18 protein-coding genes are annotated in these 14,361 nt (G+C 61.3%); 11 read left to right on the top strand and 7 right to left on the bottom strand.

All coding sequences use genetic code 11. From position 1 onward, the window contains the following. Positions 1-13 precede the first annotated feature (13 nt). Positions 14-973: an SDR family NAD(P)-dependent oxidoreductase gene (locus HX899_RS29465; RefSeq protein WP_138328481.1), complete on the bottom strand. Its 960-nt coding sequence runs from the start codon at positions 971-973 to the stop codon at positions 14-16. A gap of 123 nt (positions 974-1,096) precedes the next feature. On the opposite strand from HX899_RS29465, the gene HX899_RS29470 reads away from it, so the two are divergent. Continuing rightward, positions 1,097-2,041, top strand: a complete 945-nt coding sequence (locus tag HX899_RS29470; RefSeq protein ID WP_181294032.1) for an AraC family transcriptional regulator — start codon at positions 1,097-1,099, stop codon at positions 2,039-2,041. Between the two features lie 156 nt (positions 2,042-2,197). After that, positions 2,198-3,103, top strand: coding sequence for a S1C family serine protease (locus tag HX899_RS29475; RefSeq protein ID WP_181294033.1), 906 nt, complete (start codon positions 2,198-2,200; stop codon positions 3,101-3,103). A gap of 69 nt (positions 3,104-3,172) precedes the next feature. On the opposite strand, the gene HX899_RS29480 is transcribed toward HX899_RS29475, so the two are convergent. Continuing rightward, positions 3,173-4,174, bottom strand: a complete 1,002-nt coding sequence (locus HX899_RS29480) for a LacI family DNA-binding transcriptional regulator (protein ID WP_181294034.1) — start codon at positions 4,172-4,174, stop codon at positions 3,173-3,175. A gap of 208 nt (positions 4,175-4,382) precedes the next feature. Here HX899_RS29480 and HX899_RS29485 point away from each other — a divergent pair, with 208 nt between their 5' ends. Genes HX899_RS29485 through HX899_RS29495 form a run of 3 tightly spaced genes read left to right on the top strand, consistent with a single transcriptional unit; the run spans position 4,383 to position 7,437 of the window. Further along, positions 4,383-5,297 carry a sugar phosphate isomerase/epimerase family protein gene (locus HX899_RS29485; protein WP_181294035.1) on the top strand — a complete coding sequence of 305 codons (915 nt, stop codon included), beginning with the start codon at positions 4,383-4,385 and terminating at the stop codon, positions 5,295-5,297. Between the two features lie 42 nt (positions 5,298-5,339). After that, positions 5,340-6,263, top strand: coding sequence for a sugar phosphate isomerase/epimerase (locus HX899_RS29490; RefSeq protein ID WP_181294036.1), 924 nt, complete (start codon positions 5,340-5,342; stop codon positions 6,261-6,263). A gap of 7 nt (positions 6,264-6,270) precedes the next feature. After that, positions 6,271-7,437, top strand: coding sequence for a Gfo/Idh/MocA family protein (locus HX899_RS29495; protein ID WP_181294037.1), 1,167 nt, complete (start codon positions 6,271-6,273; stop codon positions 7,435-7,437). Between the two features lie 27 nt (positions 7,438-7,464). On the opposite strand, the gene HX899_RS29500 is transcribed toward HX899_RS29495, so the two are convergent. From HX899_RS29500 to groES, 4 genes are all read right to left on the bottom strand, one after another. Beyond that, positions 7,465-7,632, bottom strand: coding sequence for a hypothetical protein (locus HX899_RS29500; protein ID WP_017959667.1), 168 nt, complete (start codon positions 7,630-7,632; stop codon positions 7,465-7,467). 67 nt (positions 7,633-7,699) lie between these two features. Continuing rightward, the gene (locus tag HX899_RS29505) at positions 7,700-8,092 is read right to left on the bottom strand and encodes a hypothetical protein (protein WP_181294038.1); all 393 of its coding nucleotides are present in this window, start codon (positions 8,090-8,092) and stop codon (positions 7,700-7,702) included. A 65-nt stretch (positions 8,093-8,157) separates the two neighbouring features. After that, positions 8,158-9,792: a chaperonin GroEL gene (gene groL / locus HX899_RS29510; RefSeq protein ID WP_138328488.1), complete on the bottom strand. Its 1,635-nt coding sequence runs from the start codon at positions 9,790-9,792 to the stop codon at positions 8,158-8,160. A 49-nt stretch (positions 9,793-9,841) separates the two neighbouring features. Continuing rightward, a complete protein-coding gene (groES, locus tag HX899_RS29515; protein ID WP_138328489.1) occupies positions 9,842-10,159 on the bottom strand; it encodes a co-chaperone GroES in 318 nt (105 codons plus the stop codon). A gap of 510 nt (positions 10,160-10,669) precedes the next feature. Between groES and HX899_RS35310 the strand changes: the two genes are divergently transcribed. The 6 genes from HX899_RS35310 to HX899_RS29545 all read left to right on the top strand — a co-directional run bounded on the left by HX899_RS35310 (position 10,670) and on the right by HX899_RS29545 (position 13,286). Next, positions 10,670-10,933 carry a hypothetical protein gene (locus HX899_RS35310; RefSeq protein WP_138328490.1) on the top strand — a complete coding sequence of 88 codons (264 nt, stop codon included), beginning with the start codon at positions 10,670-10,672 and terminating at the stop codon, positions 10,931-10,933. After that, a complete protein-coding gene (locus tag HX899_RS29525; protein WP_138328491.1) occupies positions 10,930-11,265 on the top strand; it encodes a hypothetical protein in 336 nt (111 codons plus the stop codon). Before HX899_RS35310 ends, HX899_RS29525 begins: the two co-directional genes overlap by 4 nt. Next, complete coding sequence (locus tag HX899_RS29530; protein ID WP_138328492.1) at positions 11,262-11,585, top strand: hypothetical protein; 324 nt, start codon at positions 11,262-11,264, stop codon at positions 11,583-11,585. The genes HX899_RS29525 and HX899_RS29530 overlap by 4 nt, the downstream gene beginning before the upstream one ends. After that, entirely contained in the window at positions 11,576-11,851 is a 276-nt protein-coding gene (locus tag HX899_RS29535) for a DUF1488 domain-containing protein (RefSeq protein ID WP_138328493.1), read from the top strand. The genes HX899_RS29530 and HX899_RS29535 overlap by 10 nt, the downstream gene beginning before the upstream one ends. Before the next feature lie 27 nt (positions 11,852-11,878). Next, on the top strand, positions 11,879-12,721 hold the full coding sequence (locus tag HX899_RS29540; protein WP_138328494.1) for a transglutaminase family protein: 843 nt from the start codon (positions 11,879-11,881) through the stop codon (positions 12,719-12,721). 184 nt (positions 12,722-12,905) lie between these two features. After that, entirely contained in the window at positions 12,906-13,286 is a 381-nt protein-coding gene (locus HX899_RS29545; RefSeq protein WP_029875279.1) for a VOC family protein, read from the top strand. Positions 13,287-13,293: 7 nt separating this feature from the next. On the opposite strand, the gene HX899_RS29550 is transcribed toward HX899_RS29545, so the two are convergent. Continuing rightward, positions 13,294-14,256, bottom strand: a complete 963-nt coding sequence (locus HX899_RS29550; protein ID WP_138328495.1) for a LysR family transcriptional regulator — start codon at positions 14,254-14,256, stop codon at positions 13,294-13,296. Positions 14,257-14,361 lie beyond the last annotated feature (105 nt).

Raw genomic sequence — 14,361 nt, forward strand, 5'->3', positions numbered from 1 at the left:
GCGCGCTATGGCTTCAGGCGTACGCCGCGAAAGCGTCAATGCCGGTCAGCCTTGCCGACAAGATCCACAGGCGTGCCGCCTCCTCGGGATCGGCTGCATGGTCGCTGACGCCGCCCGGTTCTCCAGCCGTTGCGCGGATGGCGATATCGCAGTCCTCACAATAGAGGCCTCCCATACCGTCGAGTTGCGGCGAGGTCGCCGCCCAAACCTGCGTGGCGGCCCCCTGGGATGGCGTCTTGAATGTCGGATCAATCGGATTGCCGTCCGCATCGATCCAGCCGGCACTGACCATTTCCTCCTTTGCGAGATGGCGCTGCAAGGGGGTAAGGATCTTGCCCGGGTGCAGCGAGAAGGCGCGGATGCCGGTGTCGCGCCCGAGCCTGTCCAGATGCACGGCGAAAAGTGCGTTGGCGGTCTTCGACTGACCGTAGGCCCGCCATTTGTCGTAACCGGTCTCGAATTGCACATCCTTCCATCGTATGGCCGAGTTGTGATGGCCACCGGAGGAAACCGAAACGATGCGAGCGCCGGGCGAGATCGTCGGCCAGAGGCGGTTGACCAAGGCGAAATGGCCGAGATGATTGGTCGCGAACTGTGCCTCCCATCCGTCGCCGACACGCGTTTCCGGGCACGCCATGATGCCGGCGCTGTTGATCAGGATGTCGATGCTGCGGCCAGACGCGACGAACCGCTCGGCAAAGGCGCGAACGCTTTCGAGGTCGGAAAGGTCGAGCCGATCAATTTCTACGCCATCGATACCGGCGACCGCGCTACGCGCCGCCTCGATGCTCCTTGCGCCGATGGTCACCTTCGCGCCGGCGCCCGCCAGAGCGCGCGTGGTCTCGAGCCCGAGGCCGGAATGGCCGCCGGTGACGATGGCGCGCTTGCCGGAAAAATCGAGACCGGCCAGAACCTCGCCGGCCGTCGTGTGGGCTCCAAATCCGGAGCCGATGGGGACTTGTTTGTCATTCATGATAATTACCTTTGTTCTGCGACGTTGCCGTCGCTCGGGATGACGTCGCGAGAATAAGGCGTGGTCTCTAGACGATCCATGCGCTAAAGTCCGACATCTCTTCGCCATCGTCCGGATTTTTACATGGACCCGTTATCCGATGTTCTCGCATTGCTCAAACCGCGCAGCTATGTTTCCGCGGGGCTTGACGCTGGCGGCGCTTGGGCGATCGATTTTCCGCCCCCGGATGGCATCAAGTTCAACGCGGTGATTTCAGGCGGGTGCTGGCTGAGCGTCGATGGCGTTGCCGAAGCTGTCCGCCTGGAGGAAAGCGACTGCTTTCTGCTGACGCGCCGCCGAGCCTTTCGTCTCGCCAGCGATCCGGCGCTCGAAGCGATCCCGTCCGATGCGATCTATTCGATCGCCCGCGACGGCATTGCGACTTGCAATGGCGGCGGCGATTTCTTCCTGATCGGCAGCCGTTTTTCCTTTTCGGGAGGAAATTCGGACATCCTTCTCGGAATCCTCCCACCGATCGTCCATGTGAAGAGGGATTCCGATCACGCCACCGTGCTGCGCTGGTGCCTCGATCGGATGACGCGCGAATTGCGCGACCAGCAGCCGGGCGGCTTTCTGATGGCGGAGCATTTTGCTCACGTCATGCTCATGCAGGTGCTGCGCCTCCATATCGCATCGCCGAATGCGCGCGGCGTCGGCTGGCTTTTCGCGCTTACCGACCGGCGGATCGGCGCGGCTATCGGTGCCCTGCATGCCGATCCGGCCCGCAAGTGGACCTTGCAGTCGCTGGCTGAACGGGCCTCGATGTCCCGGTCCAGTTTTGCTCTCCACTTCAAGGAAAAGGTCGGGCTTGCGCCGATGGATTATCTGACGCGCTGGCGCATGCTTCTCGCAGGTGACCGATTGACAAACTCGGCCGAAGCAATTGCCGGTGTCGCCCTGTCGCTCGGTTATGAATCCGAAAGCGCATTCAGCACCGCTTTCAAGAGAGTGATGGGATGCTCGCCGCGGCAATATGGTCGCGCTCAGCCGCCCGCCGGTGCCATGCGAGATAGGCTCGGGGCTCAGTGAAACCTTGATTGGTGCAGGCATCGGAGGGCGGTCGCGCGTTGGCCTGCCGAAATTCCCTCCGATACGGTCTTGCACCCGCCGTCCATTCTCTTACCTATTCAAGGAAGAATGCGCCGGCTTTCGGCCTTTCGCGCCGGCACCCATCGGGATGAAAGCATGAATATCGATCCGATTTTGCGGTCAGTCGTGGCCGTCCGTTCCTCCATTCCGGAAGATGCCTTCACAGCGGAGACGCTGGGCACTGTCCGGGAAGGCAGCGGCGTGGTCATTCGCGACAACGGGCTGGTGCTGACCATCGGTTATCTCATCACCGAGGCCGAAGAGGTCTGGCTGACGACCCATGACGGGCGTGTGGTTCCCGCGCACGCGCTTGCCTATGATCAGGAAAGCGGCTTCGGCCTGGTCCAGGCGCTTGGGCCCCTGAATGCGCCTGCGGTGGATCTCGGCGACGCGGCGACAGCCAAGGCGGGCGATCCCGTCGTGCTGGCCGATGGCATCGGAGAATTCGTCGAGGCAAATATCGTCGCCCGGCAGGAGTTTGCCGGCTATTGGGAATATCTGCTCGACGAGGCGATTTTTACGGCACCTGCCCATCCCTCATGGGGCGGTGCGGCGCTGATCGGTTCGGATGGCAAGCTTCTCGGCATCGGTTCGCTTCGCCTGCAGATGAGCGATGGCGACGAGGTTGCCGATATCAACATGGTGGTGCCGATCGACCTTTTGCCGCCGATCCTTGACGATCTCTTGAACCGCGGCCAGGTCAACAAGCCGCCGCGGCCCTGGCTCGGCGCGTTCTCCGCCGAGAGCAATGGCGGCGTGGTGGTCATGAGCGTGGCCGAAGGCGGTCCAGCCGCCCAGGCGGGCCTGCGTCAGGGCGACATCATTTCGGAGATCCGCGACGAAGAGGTCGATGGCCTGGCCGATTTCTACCGCAAGATCTGGAGCAGCGGCCCGGCCGGCGCCGAAATCCCCATGCGGATCCTCAGGAACGGCCGGGAAGCCTGGCTGCGCATCAAATCCGCCGACCGCAACAGCTTTCTCAGAAAGCCGCAGTTGCAGTAAGGTCGCGCCAGCATCGTGAAAGCCGCTGGCGTTCATTCGAGCGGATTGTCCGGGCATCCTTATCCCGCCTCAAAGATTTTCGGGTGTGATTGTCAGGAAGCGCACTGGTTCGGCGCTGACCTCCACCTCCATGAGACCGAGCCTGTTCAGGGCAAGGTCTATCGATCGCCTCGCCTGCACCTCCGGCGCCTGGTCGAGCACAATCGACATGATGCCGCGGCGGAGATAGTCCTGCGTCTCTCCCGTCAATTCGTGGCCGACCCAGAATGGCCGCCCAGCCTTCTTTGCCTCGAGCACCCTGGCCACACCCTTGTTATCGCCGCCCGCACTATAGACGCCGATGATGCCGGGCTCGCGCCGGAGGGCCGCGTGCAGCAGTTCCATGGCATTGTGTTCGTCATCGAGGTCGAACATGACCTCGATGAAACGATGGTCGTTTGAACCCTTCTCCGAGAGATAGCTGGAGAAGCCGCGGATCCGCTCCTTATGGTTCTCATAGGCGCCGCTGTGGCAGAGAGCGACGAACGAACCGGGGCGCTGCGCCAGCATGCCCGACATGTAGTGAGCCGCGGTGCGTCCGGCAGCATAGTTGTCGATGCCGACATAGGGCAGTTCGGGGGCCGGACGGGTCATGATCTGAACGACGGGAATGCCGAGACCGGCCGCTTTCCGCACGCTGGTGACGACATCGGCATGGTCGGGCGCAACCACGATCAGCGCCGACCGGCGTGCCGTCGGATTGGTGATGTAACGGGCAAATTGCGCTGGCTCGTTCTCGCGGACGAAGGTGCGGTGAACGGTGATGCTGTCGCCGAGCGAAGCAGCGATGCGCTCGAACGCCCGGTTCAGACGCGAATAGAAGCTGGTCTCCGGGCGAACGAGGATCACCTCTATCCGGATCAGGCCGCGATGGGCGACCGGCAGGCTCTTCCGGTATTCAAGCCGTCTTGCCGCCAGGAGGACCTTCTCCACCGTCTCCGGCCGCACGCCGCCGCGGCCGTTAAGGACGCGCTCGACGGTCGCGGTGCCAACGCCGGCTTGGCTTGCGACATCCTTCAAAGTCACCTTCATCAGGGCTCACTCACTCTCAAAGCTGACACAGCAGAGCATCGGCCTGCTGTGAGGTCAATGATCAAATTTGATCAAGGAAGCAGTGGAGCATGAGGGCGCCGCAGCAGTATCGTGCCAGCAATCCGGGAGGAGCACCGGACGGTCCAAAACAACCGAGATCAAGGATCGTTCGCCGGCGCGAAGCGGCCGGGGATGACGGAGGAGCCAGATGAAGATCGCACTCGACCCGCATATGCACCGTCACCTCAACCTGCGCGACCTCTGCCGCAAGGCAGCGGAGCTCGGTTATGAGCATATCGAGCTTTCACCGCGCGACGATTTTCTGCCCTGGTGGGTGCGCCCGCGGGCACACAAGGAACGCATCGCGGAATTCAAGGCGGCCCTGAAGGATCACGGCGTCCAGCTCGCCTCGATCCTGCCGATGTATCGTTGGGCGAGCCCGCATGAGGACGAGCGGCAGGCCGCGGTGCGCTACTGGAAGGAAGCAATCGCGATCGCCGCCGAAATGGGCTGCGATACGATGAACTCGGAATTCGGCCGCGGGCCGTCGCCGGATCGCAGCCACCGCGCCAGCTGCTGCGGCGGCATACATACCCACGAACACAGCGAGGCTGCCTGGTGGCGCTCGATAGAAGAGCTCGTTCCGGTGTTCGAGCGCGAGGGCGTCACGCTCAACATGGAACCGCATCCGGAAGACTGGTGCGAAACGCTGCATCCGGCGATCGACATGCTGAAGACCATCGGCTCGAAGAACGTCAAATTCCTCTACTGCGCGCCGCATACCTTCTATTTCGGCGACGATATGGCGCGGATGATCCGCGATGCCGGCCCGCTGATGGCCCATGTGCATGTGGCCGATACCTATAATCACAAGGCCTCATCCGGGCTGCGCTACATCATCAATCCGCCGGGCGCGAAGGTCACCATCCATCAGCACATGGATATGTACCAGGGCGAGATCAATTGGGATGTCTTCTTCTCCTCGCTCGCCGCGGTCGGGTTCGACGGCATCATTACCGCCTGCGTCTTCGGCTGGGAGGAGCGCGCCGACGATTCAGGCCGCTTCATGCGCTCTGAAATCCAGAAATATGTCGACAAATACTGGCCCGGGAAACTTGGCTGATCGTCAACATCCGCCCCGGCACCCAATATCAGGAATAAAACCGTGACCATCACGATTACGACAGCCCCCTGCTGCTGGGGCGTGGACGACGTCAACAATCCAAACCTTCCCGCCTGGGAACGCGTCTTCGACGAGGCGGCAGCGGCCGGCTACGGCGGCCTCGAACTCGGGCCTTATGGTTACGTGCCGCTCGACGATGCGCTCGTTACAAAGGCGCTCACCGAGCGCAATCTCTTCATCGTCGCCGGCACGATCTTCGACGATCTCGTCTCTCCTGAAAATCGGGAGACGTTGCTGCGGCAGACGGAGGAAATCTGCGCCGTCATCACCAGGCTGCCGCAGCCAGAACAGGTGGCAGGCCAGCGGTTCAGGACCCACTATCTCACGGTCATGGACTGGGGGCACGACGAACGGGACTATGCCGCCGGCCATTCCGATCGTGCGCCGCGTCTCGACGACAAGGCTTGGGCCGGGATGATCGCCAATATCACGGCGATCGCCGAACTCGCTCAGCGCAAATACGGCGTGCGCGCCGTCATCCACCCGCATGCGGGTGGCTATATCGAATTTGCTGATGAGATCGAGCGGGTGGCAGGTGACATTCCGCAGGAGGTCGCCGGCTTCTGCCTCGACACCGGCCATAGCTATTATGCCGGCATGGATCCCGTCGAGATGCTTCGCCGCTATGCTGACAGGCTCGACTACGTCCACTTCAAGGACATCGACCAGACAGTCTTCGACCGTGTGCTTGGCGAGAAGATCCGCTTCTTCGATGCCTGCGGACAGGGCGTGATGTGCCCGATCGGCCGCGGCGTCATCGATTATCCCGCCGTCAAGCGAACGCTCGAGGAGATCGGCTATCACGGCTTCATCACCGTCGAGCAGGAGCGTGATCCGAGGAATGTCGCCGGCAGCCTCGAAGATGTGAAGCAAAGCCGCGATTACCTCAGGTCGGTTGGTTTTTAGGGAAAAGATGATGACGAATGACAGGCGAAAGCCGATCCGTTGGGGCATGGTCGGCGGCGGCAAAGGCAGCCAGATCGGCTACATTCATCGCTCGGCGGCGCATCGCGACGACGTTTTTGCCCTTGCGGCGGGCGCCTTCGATATCGATCCGGAACGCGGCCGCGCCTTCGGCGTCGATTTCGGGCTCGACGAAGCCAGGAGCTACCGGGACTATGCGGCGATGTTTGCGACTGAGGCCAGGCGGGCTGACGGCATCGAGGCCGTGTCGATCGCAACACCCAACAACACCCATTTCGCGATCTGCCAGGCAGCACTCGAACATGATCTGCATGTGATCTGCGAAAAGCCGCTCTGCTTCACGATCGCCGAGGCCGAAGAACTGAAGACGCTGTCCCAGGCGCGCGGCCGGATCGTCGGCGTGACCTATGGCTATGCCGGCCACCAGATGATCGAGCAGGCGCGCGCCATGGTCAGGAATGGCGATCTCGGCGAGATCCGCATCGTCAACCTGCAATTCGCCCATGGCTTCCATAGCGCTGCGGTGGAGGAGCAGAACCCCTCGACGCGCTGGCGCGTCGATCCGAAATTCGCAGGCCCCAGCTATGTGCTCGGCGATGTCGGGACCCACCCGCTTTATATCGCCAAGGTCATCCTGCCGCACCTGAAGATCAGGCGTCTGCTCTGCACCCGCCAGAGCTTCGTCAAAAGCCGAGCGCCGCTCGAAGACAATGCGGTGACCCTGATGGAATATGATAATGGCGCGATCGCCACCATCTGGTCGAGCGCCGTCAATGCCGGCTCCATGCACGGCCAGAAGATCCGCATCGTCGGCTCGAAGGCCAGTATCGAATGGTGGGACGAGCGGCCGAACCAGCTCTCCTACGAGATCCAGGGCGAACCGGCCCGTATTCTCGAGCGTGGCATGGACTATCTCTATCCCGAGGCCAGGATCGACGACCGGATCGGCGGCGGCCACCCGGAAGGTCTCTTCGAAGCCTGGGCGAACCTCTATCGCCGCTTCGGCTTTGCCATCAACAGAGAGCGCGGCCTCGCCCCTGCGGGGATCGAAGAGCTCGTCTTTCCCGACGTCGATGCCGGACTGGAAGGCGTGCGCTGGGTCGAAAACTGCGTACGGTCCGCCGACGCCGGCGGGATCTGGCTGGACTATCGCTAAGTCGTGAACTGCGGTGCGGCGCTGTGCTCAGATAAGCGGGTCGTCATCTTCCGCCGCCTGCGGCGCGCGGCGACGCGTGCTGTCGTTGGCGGCTTTCTTAGGCCCCTCGGCGGCTGCCTCGCGGATTTTCTTGACGCTTTCGCCGGCGTCTTCTGCGGCTGGCTGCGGGTCGTTCTTTTTCACGAAACGGATCATGGGTCATTTCCTACTTTAACAGTGGGCGCGCTCCGCACATACATCGGAGCGCTCTGGAAAAACGGTGTCAGACGGCAAGCGCAGTGGCGCAGCCTTGGACACTTCGGCTATCGGCTGAAGTCTGGCCGGGCATGGTCGCCCAACCGCCGGCTTCAACGAACTGACGCTGCTTGTAGCCTTCGGTAATCGCCTTGAACTCGATCAGTTTAGCGCTCGCATCCGGCGCCGCCTTGAATCGCTCGACGCAGATGGCCGACGCCAGTTCTCCGCGTGCGGTTTCGCTGGCGGCGGCTGCCGCTTTGCTTGATGTGCCGCCTGTGACCCAACCTCCCCAGCTGAAGCCGATGATCATCGTGGCGATCGCCGTGACGACGCAGGCCCAGGCGAGAAGCGTCTTGGACGGCTGGTAACTGTCGAAACGCTGGGTAATCGATGTCTTGCTGCTGCTCTGTAAGGACATTGGAATTCTCCCTGTCTGTTATTCGGGTTGTGCCGTCCGGCGACGCCGGAACGGTCAAGCTGGCCTCAGTATCCCATAGCGCCCATGCCGCCATTTCCGGCAGCAGGCGCAGAATCTTTCGCGGGAATGTCGGCGATCATCACCTCGGCGGTGATCAGCAGCGCCGCGATCGAACCAGCGTCCTGCAGAGCGGTGCGCACGACCTTGGCAGGATCGACGATGCCGGCCTCGATCATATCGACATAGGTCTCCGTCTGTGCGTCGAAGCCCTGATTGTGATCATTGCTGTCGGCGAGTTTGCCGACGACGATGGAGCCTTCGAACCCGGCATTGTCGGCGATCTGCCGGATCGGGGCTTCGAGCGCCCTCAGCACGATCGAGATGCCCGCCGTCACGTCGGCGTTCTCCCCGGTCAGGCCCATGAGCGCCGACTTGGCGCGCAACAGTGCCACGCCGCCGCCGGGCACGATGCCCTCTTCGACCGCCGCACGGGTGGCATTCAGCGCATCGTCGATGCGGTCCTTCTTTTCCTTGACCTCCGTCTCGGTCGCGCCACCGACGCGGATGACCGCGACGCCGCCGGCGAGTTTCGCCAGGCGTTCCTGCAGTTTTTCCTTGTCGTAGTCGGAGGTGGTGTCCTCGATCTGCGCCTTGATCTGCTGGATGCGCGCCTGGATGGCCGCTTTGTCGCCGGAGCCGTCGATGATCGTGGTGCTTTCCTTGTCGATCAGCACGCGCTTGGCGTGGCCGAGCATATCGAGCGTGACGTTCTCGAGCTTGATGCCGAGATCCTCGGAAATCATCTGGCCGGCGGTCAGCACGGCAATGTCTTCGAGCATCGCCTTGCGGCGATCGCCGAAGCCCGGTGCCTTGACGGCTGCGACCTTCAGGCCGCCGCGCAGCTTGTTGACGACAAGCGTCGCCAGCGCCTCGCCTTCAACGTCCTCCGAGATGAGGAGCAGCGGTTTGCCGGTCTGTACGACGGCTTCCAGGATCGGCAGCATCGCCTGCAGGCTGCCGAGTTTCTTCTCGTGAACGAGGATATAGGGTTCCTCCAGTTCCACGCGCATCTTCTCGGCATTGGTGACGAAATAGGGCGAGAGATAGCCACGATCGAACTGCATGCCCTCGACGACATCGAGTTCGGTCTCGGCGGTTCGCGCCTCTTCGACTGTTATGACGCCCTCATTGCCGACCTTGTCCATCGCACTGGCGATCATCTCGCCGATGGCGGCGTCGCCATTGGCGGCAATGGTGCCGACCTGCGCGATCTCGCCTGATGACTTGACCTTCATCGCCCTCGCCTTGATTTCCTTGACGACGGCGATAACGGCGAGATCGATGCCGCGCCTCAGATCCATCGGGTTCATGCCGGCAGCGACGAGCTTTGCGCCTTCGCGGAAGATGGAGGCGGCGAGCACCGTTGCCGTCGTCGTGCCGTCGCCGGCAAGGTCATTGGTCTTCGAAGCCACCTCGCGCACCATTTGCGCGCCCATGTTTTCGAACTTGTCTTCGAGCTCGATCTCCTTGGCGACGCTGACGCCGTCCTTGGTAATGCGCGGTGCGCCATAGGCCTTGTCGATGACGACGTTGCGACCCTTCGGGCCAAGCGTCACCTTGACGGCATTGTTGAGCAATTCGACGCCGCGCAGCAGGCGGTCGCGCGCGTCGGTGGAGAACCTGATTTCCTTGGCAGACATGATATTTCTTCCCAGTTCGGTCTTGAGTTGCGGGTCACAAATTCGACCCTCAGGCGGCTTTGCCGGCGGCCGCTTCGGTCTTTTCGACGATGCCCATGATGTCGGTCTCCTTCATGATCAGAAGGGTTTCGTCATCGATCGTGACCTCGTTCCCCGACCATTTTCCAAACAGAATGAGATCGCCGACCTCGACATCGAGCGGGACGAGATTACCGCCTTTGTCGCGCAGGCCCGGGCCGACTGCGACCACTTCGCCTTGCTGCGGCTTCTCCTTGGCGGTGTCTGGAATGATGATCCCGCCCTTGGATTTGACATCGCCTTCCGCACGTCGAATGACGACGCGGTCGTGAAGTGAACGGAATTTCATAGAGGTCTTTCTGCTGCCGGCGCGTAGGGCGGCTGCAATTCATAAATAGCACTCGTGGCACTCGATTGATAGGAGTGCCAAGAAATATTGTTCACGCGGGGAATTTCTTTAAAAATTCAGGAAATCAATTTGAGCGGATATTTTGTAATAATCAGGAAATGAATAGAATTTTCACGCCATCGCGCTCAATTTTATTTAACGTGTCGTTGAGTTAATTTAGCGTTTTTCATAGATAAATCCGAATTATCTTGATTTAAACTCAATCGAGGCGCAATGATAGGTCTCGTCGATTTGGCCGACTTGGCTTCGCGGTGTCAGAGACCTACGACCCGCCATCACCACTGAATTTTCGATAGCAATCTATGACGTCGTTCCGGCGTTGATTTCGCCTATTCCGATCCGGAATGAGCTTGGCGCTGACCGCGGATGTACCGGCAGCATCGAGTTCGTCCGGTTCGGATCTCAACGATACAGGAAACGCATCGGTGTCTTCCTGCAGAGGCCTCAGCCGTGACCAGTCGCACCACACAAACCGTCGTCCGCTTTTCATCCCCGTTCCGCCTGCCCGGTTTCGACGGGGCGCAGCCAGCCGGAGAATACCGCGTCGATTATGACGAGGAATTGATCGATAGCGTTTCCAGGCTTGCCTGGCGACGGGTCGGCGCCTTCATCCACCTGCCGGCGATCGCCACGCAGAGTTCGACGCAGCAGATGATGCCTATCCCCCTGTCAGCTCTCGAAACCGCGCTCGAAAAGGACCACAAACCGTCATGACCGCTACGCGCATCCCGCAACGCAATGGACGCTCGATCCGGCGCGAGGCAGCAACGCATATCTTCAAAGTGGGGCAGACTGTCCGAGTGAAGGACGGGTTCCTGGTCGTTCCCTCGAAGCTCCCCGACACATACCGCATTACCGCCACGCTGCCTCCGAGAGGAAATGTGCTGCAATACCGCATCCGCAGCGACGATGAACGTCATGAGCGCGTCGCGACGGAAGACAGTCTGGAACTGGTAAACCTATCGCCCGCCGGCAGCGGCGCAACACTGATCGAGAGGACGTTTGGCCATGGCCACGGCCCGAATGACGAAAGGTTGACATCGTGAACAGCCATGAAGACGAAGCCGAACGAAGACGGAATGCCTTTGCCGTCGGCACATGGGAAAACAAATGTGGCGCTTCCGGCCGCTACTCCATGGAGATCGAACACGACCGCCGGATCGAATCCGCCCGTTCGTCGACCGTCTATCGTGTCTCAGCAAACGTTCCAGTGCATGCCGACCATGCCGTGCCCGGCAAGAGCCGTTCGCAGGCCGGGAAAGACATGATGTCCTTCAATCTTCTCAACATAGGATACCGGAAGGAATGGCTGAGGCTGTCGGACGCCGCCCGGAGTGAGACCCCGCCGGTTCAACCATGGCGCTAGCCTTTCTGAACCAAAGCCGCAGCTTCGATGCGGCGAGAAATGCTGTGCGCTTCGTCGGCCATGACGGCATGTTCCAGGTGTTGTTCTTCATCGAGGTTGGCGCGCTGGCGAAATCCGACATGACATTGCAAAGAACCGAACCCTCGGAAACGAGGTGGCTTTCGGCGTTCGACGCCCTGCGCAACTCCATTCAGGACGTGGCACACAAAGCCTATTCCTACCACCGCCGCGCCTTCTATACTCTAACTGCGGCGGATTTCCGCTAAGCGGATCCGGACGCGCGGGAACGCTCCATGTTGATCCGTTACGGCTATGAAATCACGCTGACCTGCCCGCAGCCGACCGCATTGGTATGCCTGTTGTCGGTTCATGATGATCGTGCGGCCGACATCAGAATTCCGGAAACGGTCTTCACCACCCCTGATGTTCCAACTTCGACTTATCGCGACCTCTTCGGTAACCGGTGTCTTCGGCTGGTTGCCCCGGCGGGCGACCTGACCATATGGGGCGATGCGACGATCGAAGACGACGGCGAACCGGACAGGTCGCTGCCAGGCGCCAGGGAACTCCCGGTTTCGGAGTTGCCGGATGATTGCCTCGTCTACCTGATGGGCAGCCGCTATTGCGAGACGGATCGTCTCAGTCAAATTGCTTGGGATATGTTCGGCACCGTCTCACCCGGCTGGGGCCGCGTTCAGGCGATCTGCGACTTCGTTCACGGCCATATCCAATTCGACTATCTGCAGGCGCGATCGACGCGGACAGCCTTCGAGGCGTTTCACGAACGTGTCGGCGTTTGTCGCGACTTTGCGCATCTCGCGGTGGCGTTGTGCCGGTGCCTCAACATTCCTGCCCGATATATCAATGGCCATCTCGGCGACATCGGTATTCCCGTCGTCGATCCGATGGACTTCAGCGCCTGGATCGAGGTCTTCCTCGACGGTGCATGGCATGCATTCGATCCGCGCAACAACACGCCGCGGATCGGTCGTATCATCGTCGCACGCGGGCGCGACGCCGCCGACATACCGCTCATCAATTCCTTCGGACCGCATGTGCTGAAGGCGTTTCGAGTCTGGACCTATGAGGTGACGAACCTGGAGCAGATGCAAAGCGTCGCCGAAGGCGCTGTTTAGAACGAGACCTGGACGGATGCGGCAATGTCGGCCTCAGGCTTTGCCGCAGGCGCCAGCTGTCGCAGGATTGCCTCTCCCACACACTTTGGCGCGACGTGCTTTAGAACGGCGGTTGAAAGATGTCGGCGTCGTGCCATCTTGGGTGTGAGCAGTCATTAGCGGAAGATAAGGAGTTTCGCAGTCCATGTTCGATCATATTTCCATCGGCGTAAAAGACCTGGAAAGAGCCCGCCGTTTCTACGATGCGGCGCTGGCGCCGCTCGGATATGAGCGCCTGTCCAATTCCGACACCACGATCGGCTACGGCCCGGACACGGTCGGGCTCTGGGTGATGCAGGTCGAACAGCCTGTTGTTGCCGACATGCGATCGGGGCTGCATTTCTGCTTCGTCGCGCCTGATGAGGCGGCGGTCGATGCCTTTCACGCGGCGGCCGTCGCATCCGGCGGCACGGATAATGGTGAACCGGGTGTGCGGCCGGATTATGGGCGCTTCTATTACGCCGCCTTCATCATCGACCCAGACGGCTACCGCCTCGAAGCGTATTTTCACAAAGGCGAGCTATAACGGACCGTCAGGCAGCGGCTCTCGGAATGGATACGCAGCAGCCGGAGGCTTCGAGCGCTCTATTGGCTACATCGATGAACAGGCGACGGAACCAGCGCGCCCGGCCGTCCGTCTGGTCGACTCGGCGATAAAGCATCGTCACGGGATCGGCCGGCAGCGAAAGCGGCGGCTCGCAAAGCATCAGCCCATGTAACTGCGCCATGCAGCGACCGATCGATTCCGGCACGGTGGCAATGGCGGGCATCGCCTTCAGCACCATCGGCAGAGCGGAAAAGCGCGGGACGGTCGCCACCACCTGTCTCACATCGCCGGTGCGGTTCAGCGCCATATCGATACCGGTCGAGGTGTTGCCTTCGAACGAGACGGTGACATGCGCGACATTGGCGAAATCCTTGAGGCTCAACGGCGCCTTCAGCCCGAGCTGAGCTTCATCGTAGATGCAGATCGAGACTTGGTCGAACAGCGGCGCGCGAATGTGCCAGGAGGCGGGCTCGTCGTGCATCGCAACGCTGAAATCGAAGACGCCTTCATCCAGCCGGCGTGCGGCATCGCGCTTTTCGGAAGCGATACCGATCAGCCGGGCGCCGGGTGAAAGCTGGAGAAGACGGGCGGCAAGCGGGCCGAAGAAGGCCGATTCCAGATTGTCGCACATGCCGATGCGGAACTCGCCCTGCCAGCTTGCCGGATCGAACTCGGCCTGCGGGCGGATAGCGCGCTCGATGCCCGACAGCGCATCCTCGATCGCCGGGGCGATGGACAGGGCGCGCGGCGTCGGCTGCAGGCCGCGGCCGACACGTACGAATAGTTCATCGTCCAGCGCCTCGCGCAGGCGCCGCAAGGCAGCCGACAGACCCGGTTGGCCGAGCAGCAGCCGCTCGGCGGCGCGACTGACATTGCGCTCCTGCATCAGCACCGAAAAGGCCAGCAGGAGATTGAGGTCGATCTTGCGAAGGGTGACATCATTCATCATCGTCAGTAATACCTGGCATGGCTACTATCAATTTGCAATAGGAATGGAAGCTGTACATTTTCTCGTTCCCTGCCGCCCGGCAACCTCCCCCGATGAGGCGGCAGC

This window comes from Rhizobium sp. WYCCWR 11146, from assembly GCF_013591995.1.
Classification (GTDB): domain Bacteria; phylum Pseudomonadota; class Alphaproteobacteria; order Rhizobiales; family Rhizobiaceae; genus Rhizobium; species Rhizobium indicum.

What these genes read in the sequence shown, in the direction of transcription:
- groL (WP_138328488.1), bottom strand. Translation starts at nt 9,792, where the DNA reads ATGTCTGCCAAGGAAATCAGGTTCTCCACCGACGCGCGCGACCGCCTG.
- HX899_RS29495 (WP_181294037.1), top strand. Translation starts at nt 6,271, where the DNA reads ATGATGACGAATGACAGGCGAAAGCCGATCCGTTGGGGCATGGTCGGC.
- HX899_RS29525 (WP_138328491.1), top strand. Translation starts at nt 10,930, where the DNA reads ATGACCGCTACGCGCATCCCGCAACGCAATGGACGCTCGATCCGGCGC.
- HX899_RS29470 (WP_181294032.1), top strand. Translation starts at nt 1,097, where the DNA reads ATGGACCCGTTATCCGATGTTCTCGCATTGCTCAAACCGCGCAGCTAT.
- HX899_RS29535 (WP_138328493.1), top strand. Translation starts at nt 11,576, where the DNA reads ATGGCGCTAGCCTTTCTGAACCAAAGCCGCAGCTTCGATGCGGCGAGA.
- HX899_RS29485 (WP_181294035.1), top strand. Translation starts at nt 4,383, where the DNA reads ATGAAGATCGCACTCGACCCGCATATGCACCGTCACCTCAACCTGCGC.
- HX899_RS29465 (WP_138328481.1), bottom strand. Translation starts at nt 973, where the DNA reads ATGAATGACAAACAAGTCCCCATCGGCTCCGGATTTGGAGCCCACACG.
- HX899_RS29505 (WP_181294038.1), bottom strand. Translation starts at nt 8,092, where the DNA reads ATGTCCTTACAGAGCAGCAGCAAGACATCGATTACCCAGCGTTTCGAC.
- HX899_RS29550 (WP_138328495.1), bottom strand. Translation starts at nt 14,256, where the DNA reads ATGATGAATGATGTCACCCTTCGCAAGATCGACCTCAATCTCCTGCTG.
- HX899_RS29545 (WP_029875279.1), top strand. Translation starts at nt 12,906, where the DNA reads ATGTTCGATCATATTTCCATCGGCGTAAAAGACCTGGAAAGAGCCCGC.
- groES (WP_138328489.1), bottom strand. Translation starts at nt 10,159, where the DNA reads ATGAAATTCCGTTCACTTCACGACCGCGTCGTCATTCGACGTGCGGAA.
- HX899_RS29500 (WP_017959667.1), bottom strand. Translation starts at nt 7,632, where the DNA reads ATGATCCGTTTCGTGAAAAAGAACGACCCGCAGCCAGCCGCAGAAGAC.
- HX899_RS29480 (WP_181294034.1), bottom strand. Translation starts at nt 4,174, where the DNA reads ATGAAGGTGACTTTGAAGGATGTCGCAAGCCAAGCCGGCGTTGGCACC.
- HX899_RS29475 (WP_181294033.1), top strand. Translation starts at nt 2,198, where the DNA reads ATGAATATCGATCCGATTTTGCGGTCAGTCGTGGCCGTCCGTTCCTCC.
- HX899_RS29540 (WP_138328494.1), top strand. Translation starts at nt 11,879, where the DNA reads ATGTTGATCCGTTACGGCTATGAAATCACGCTGACCTGCCCGCAGCCG.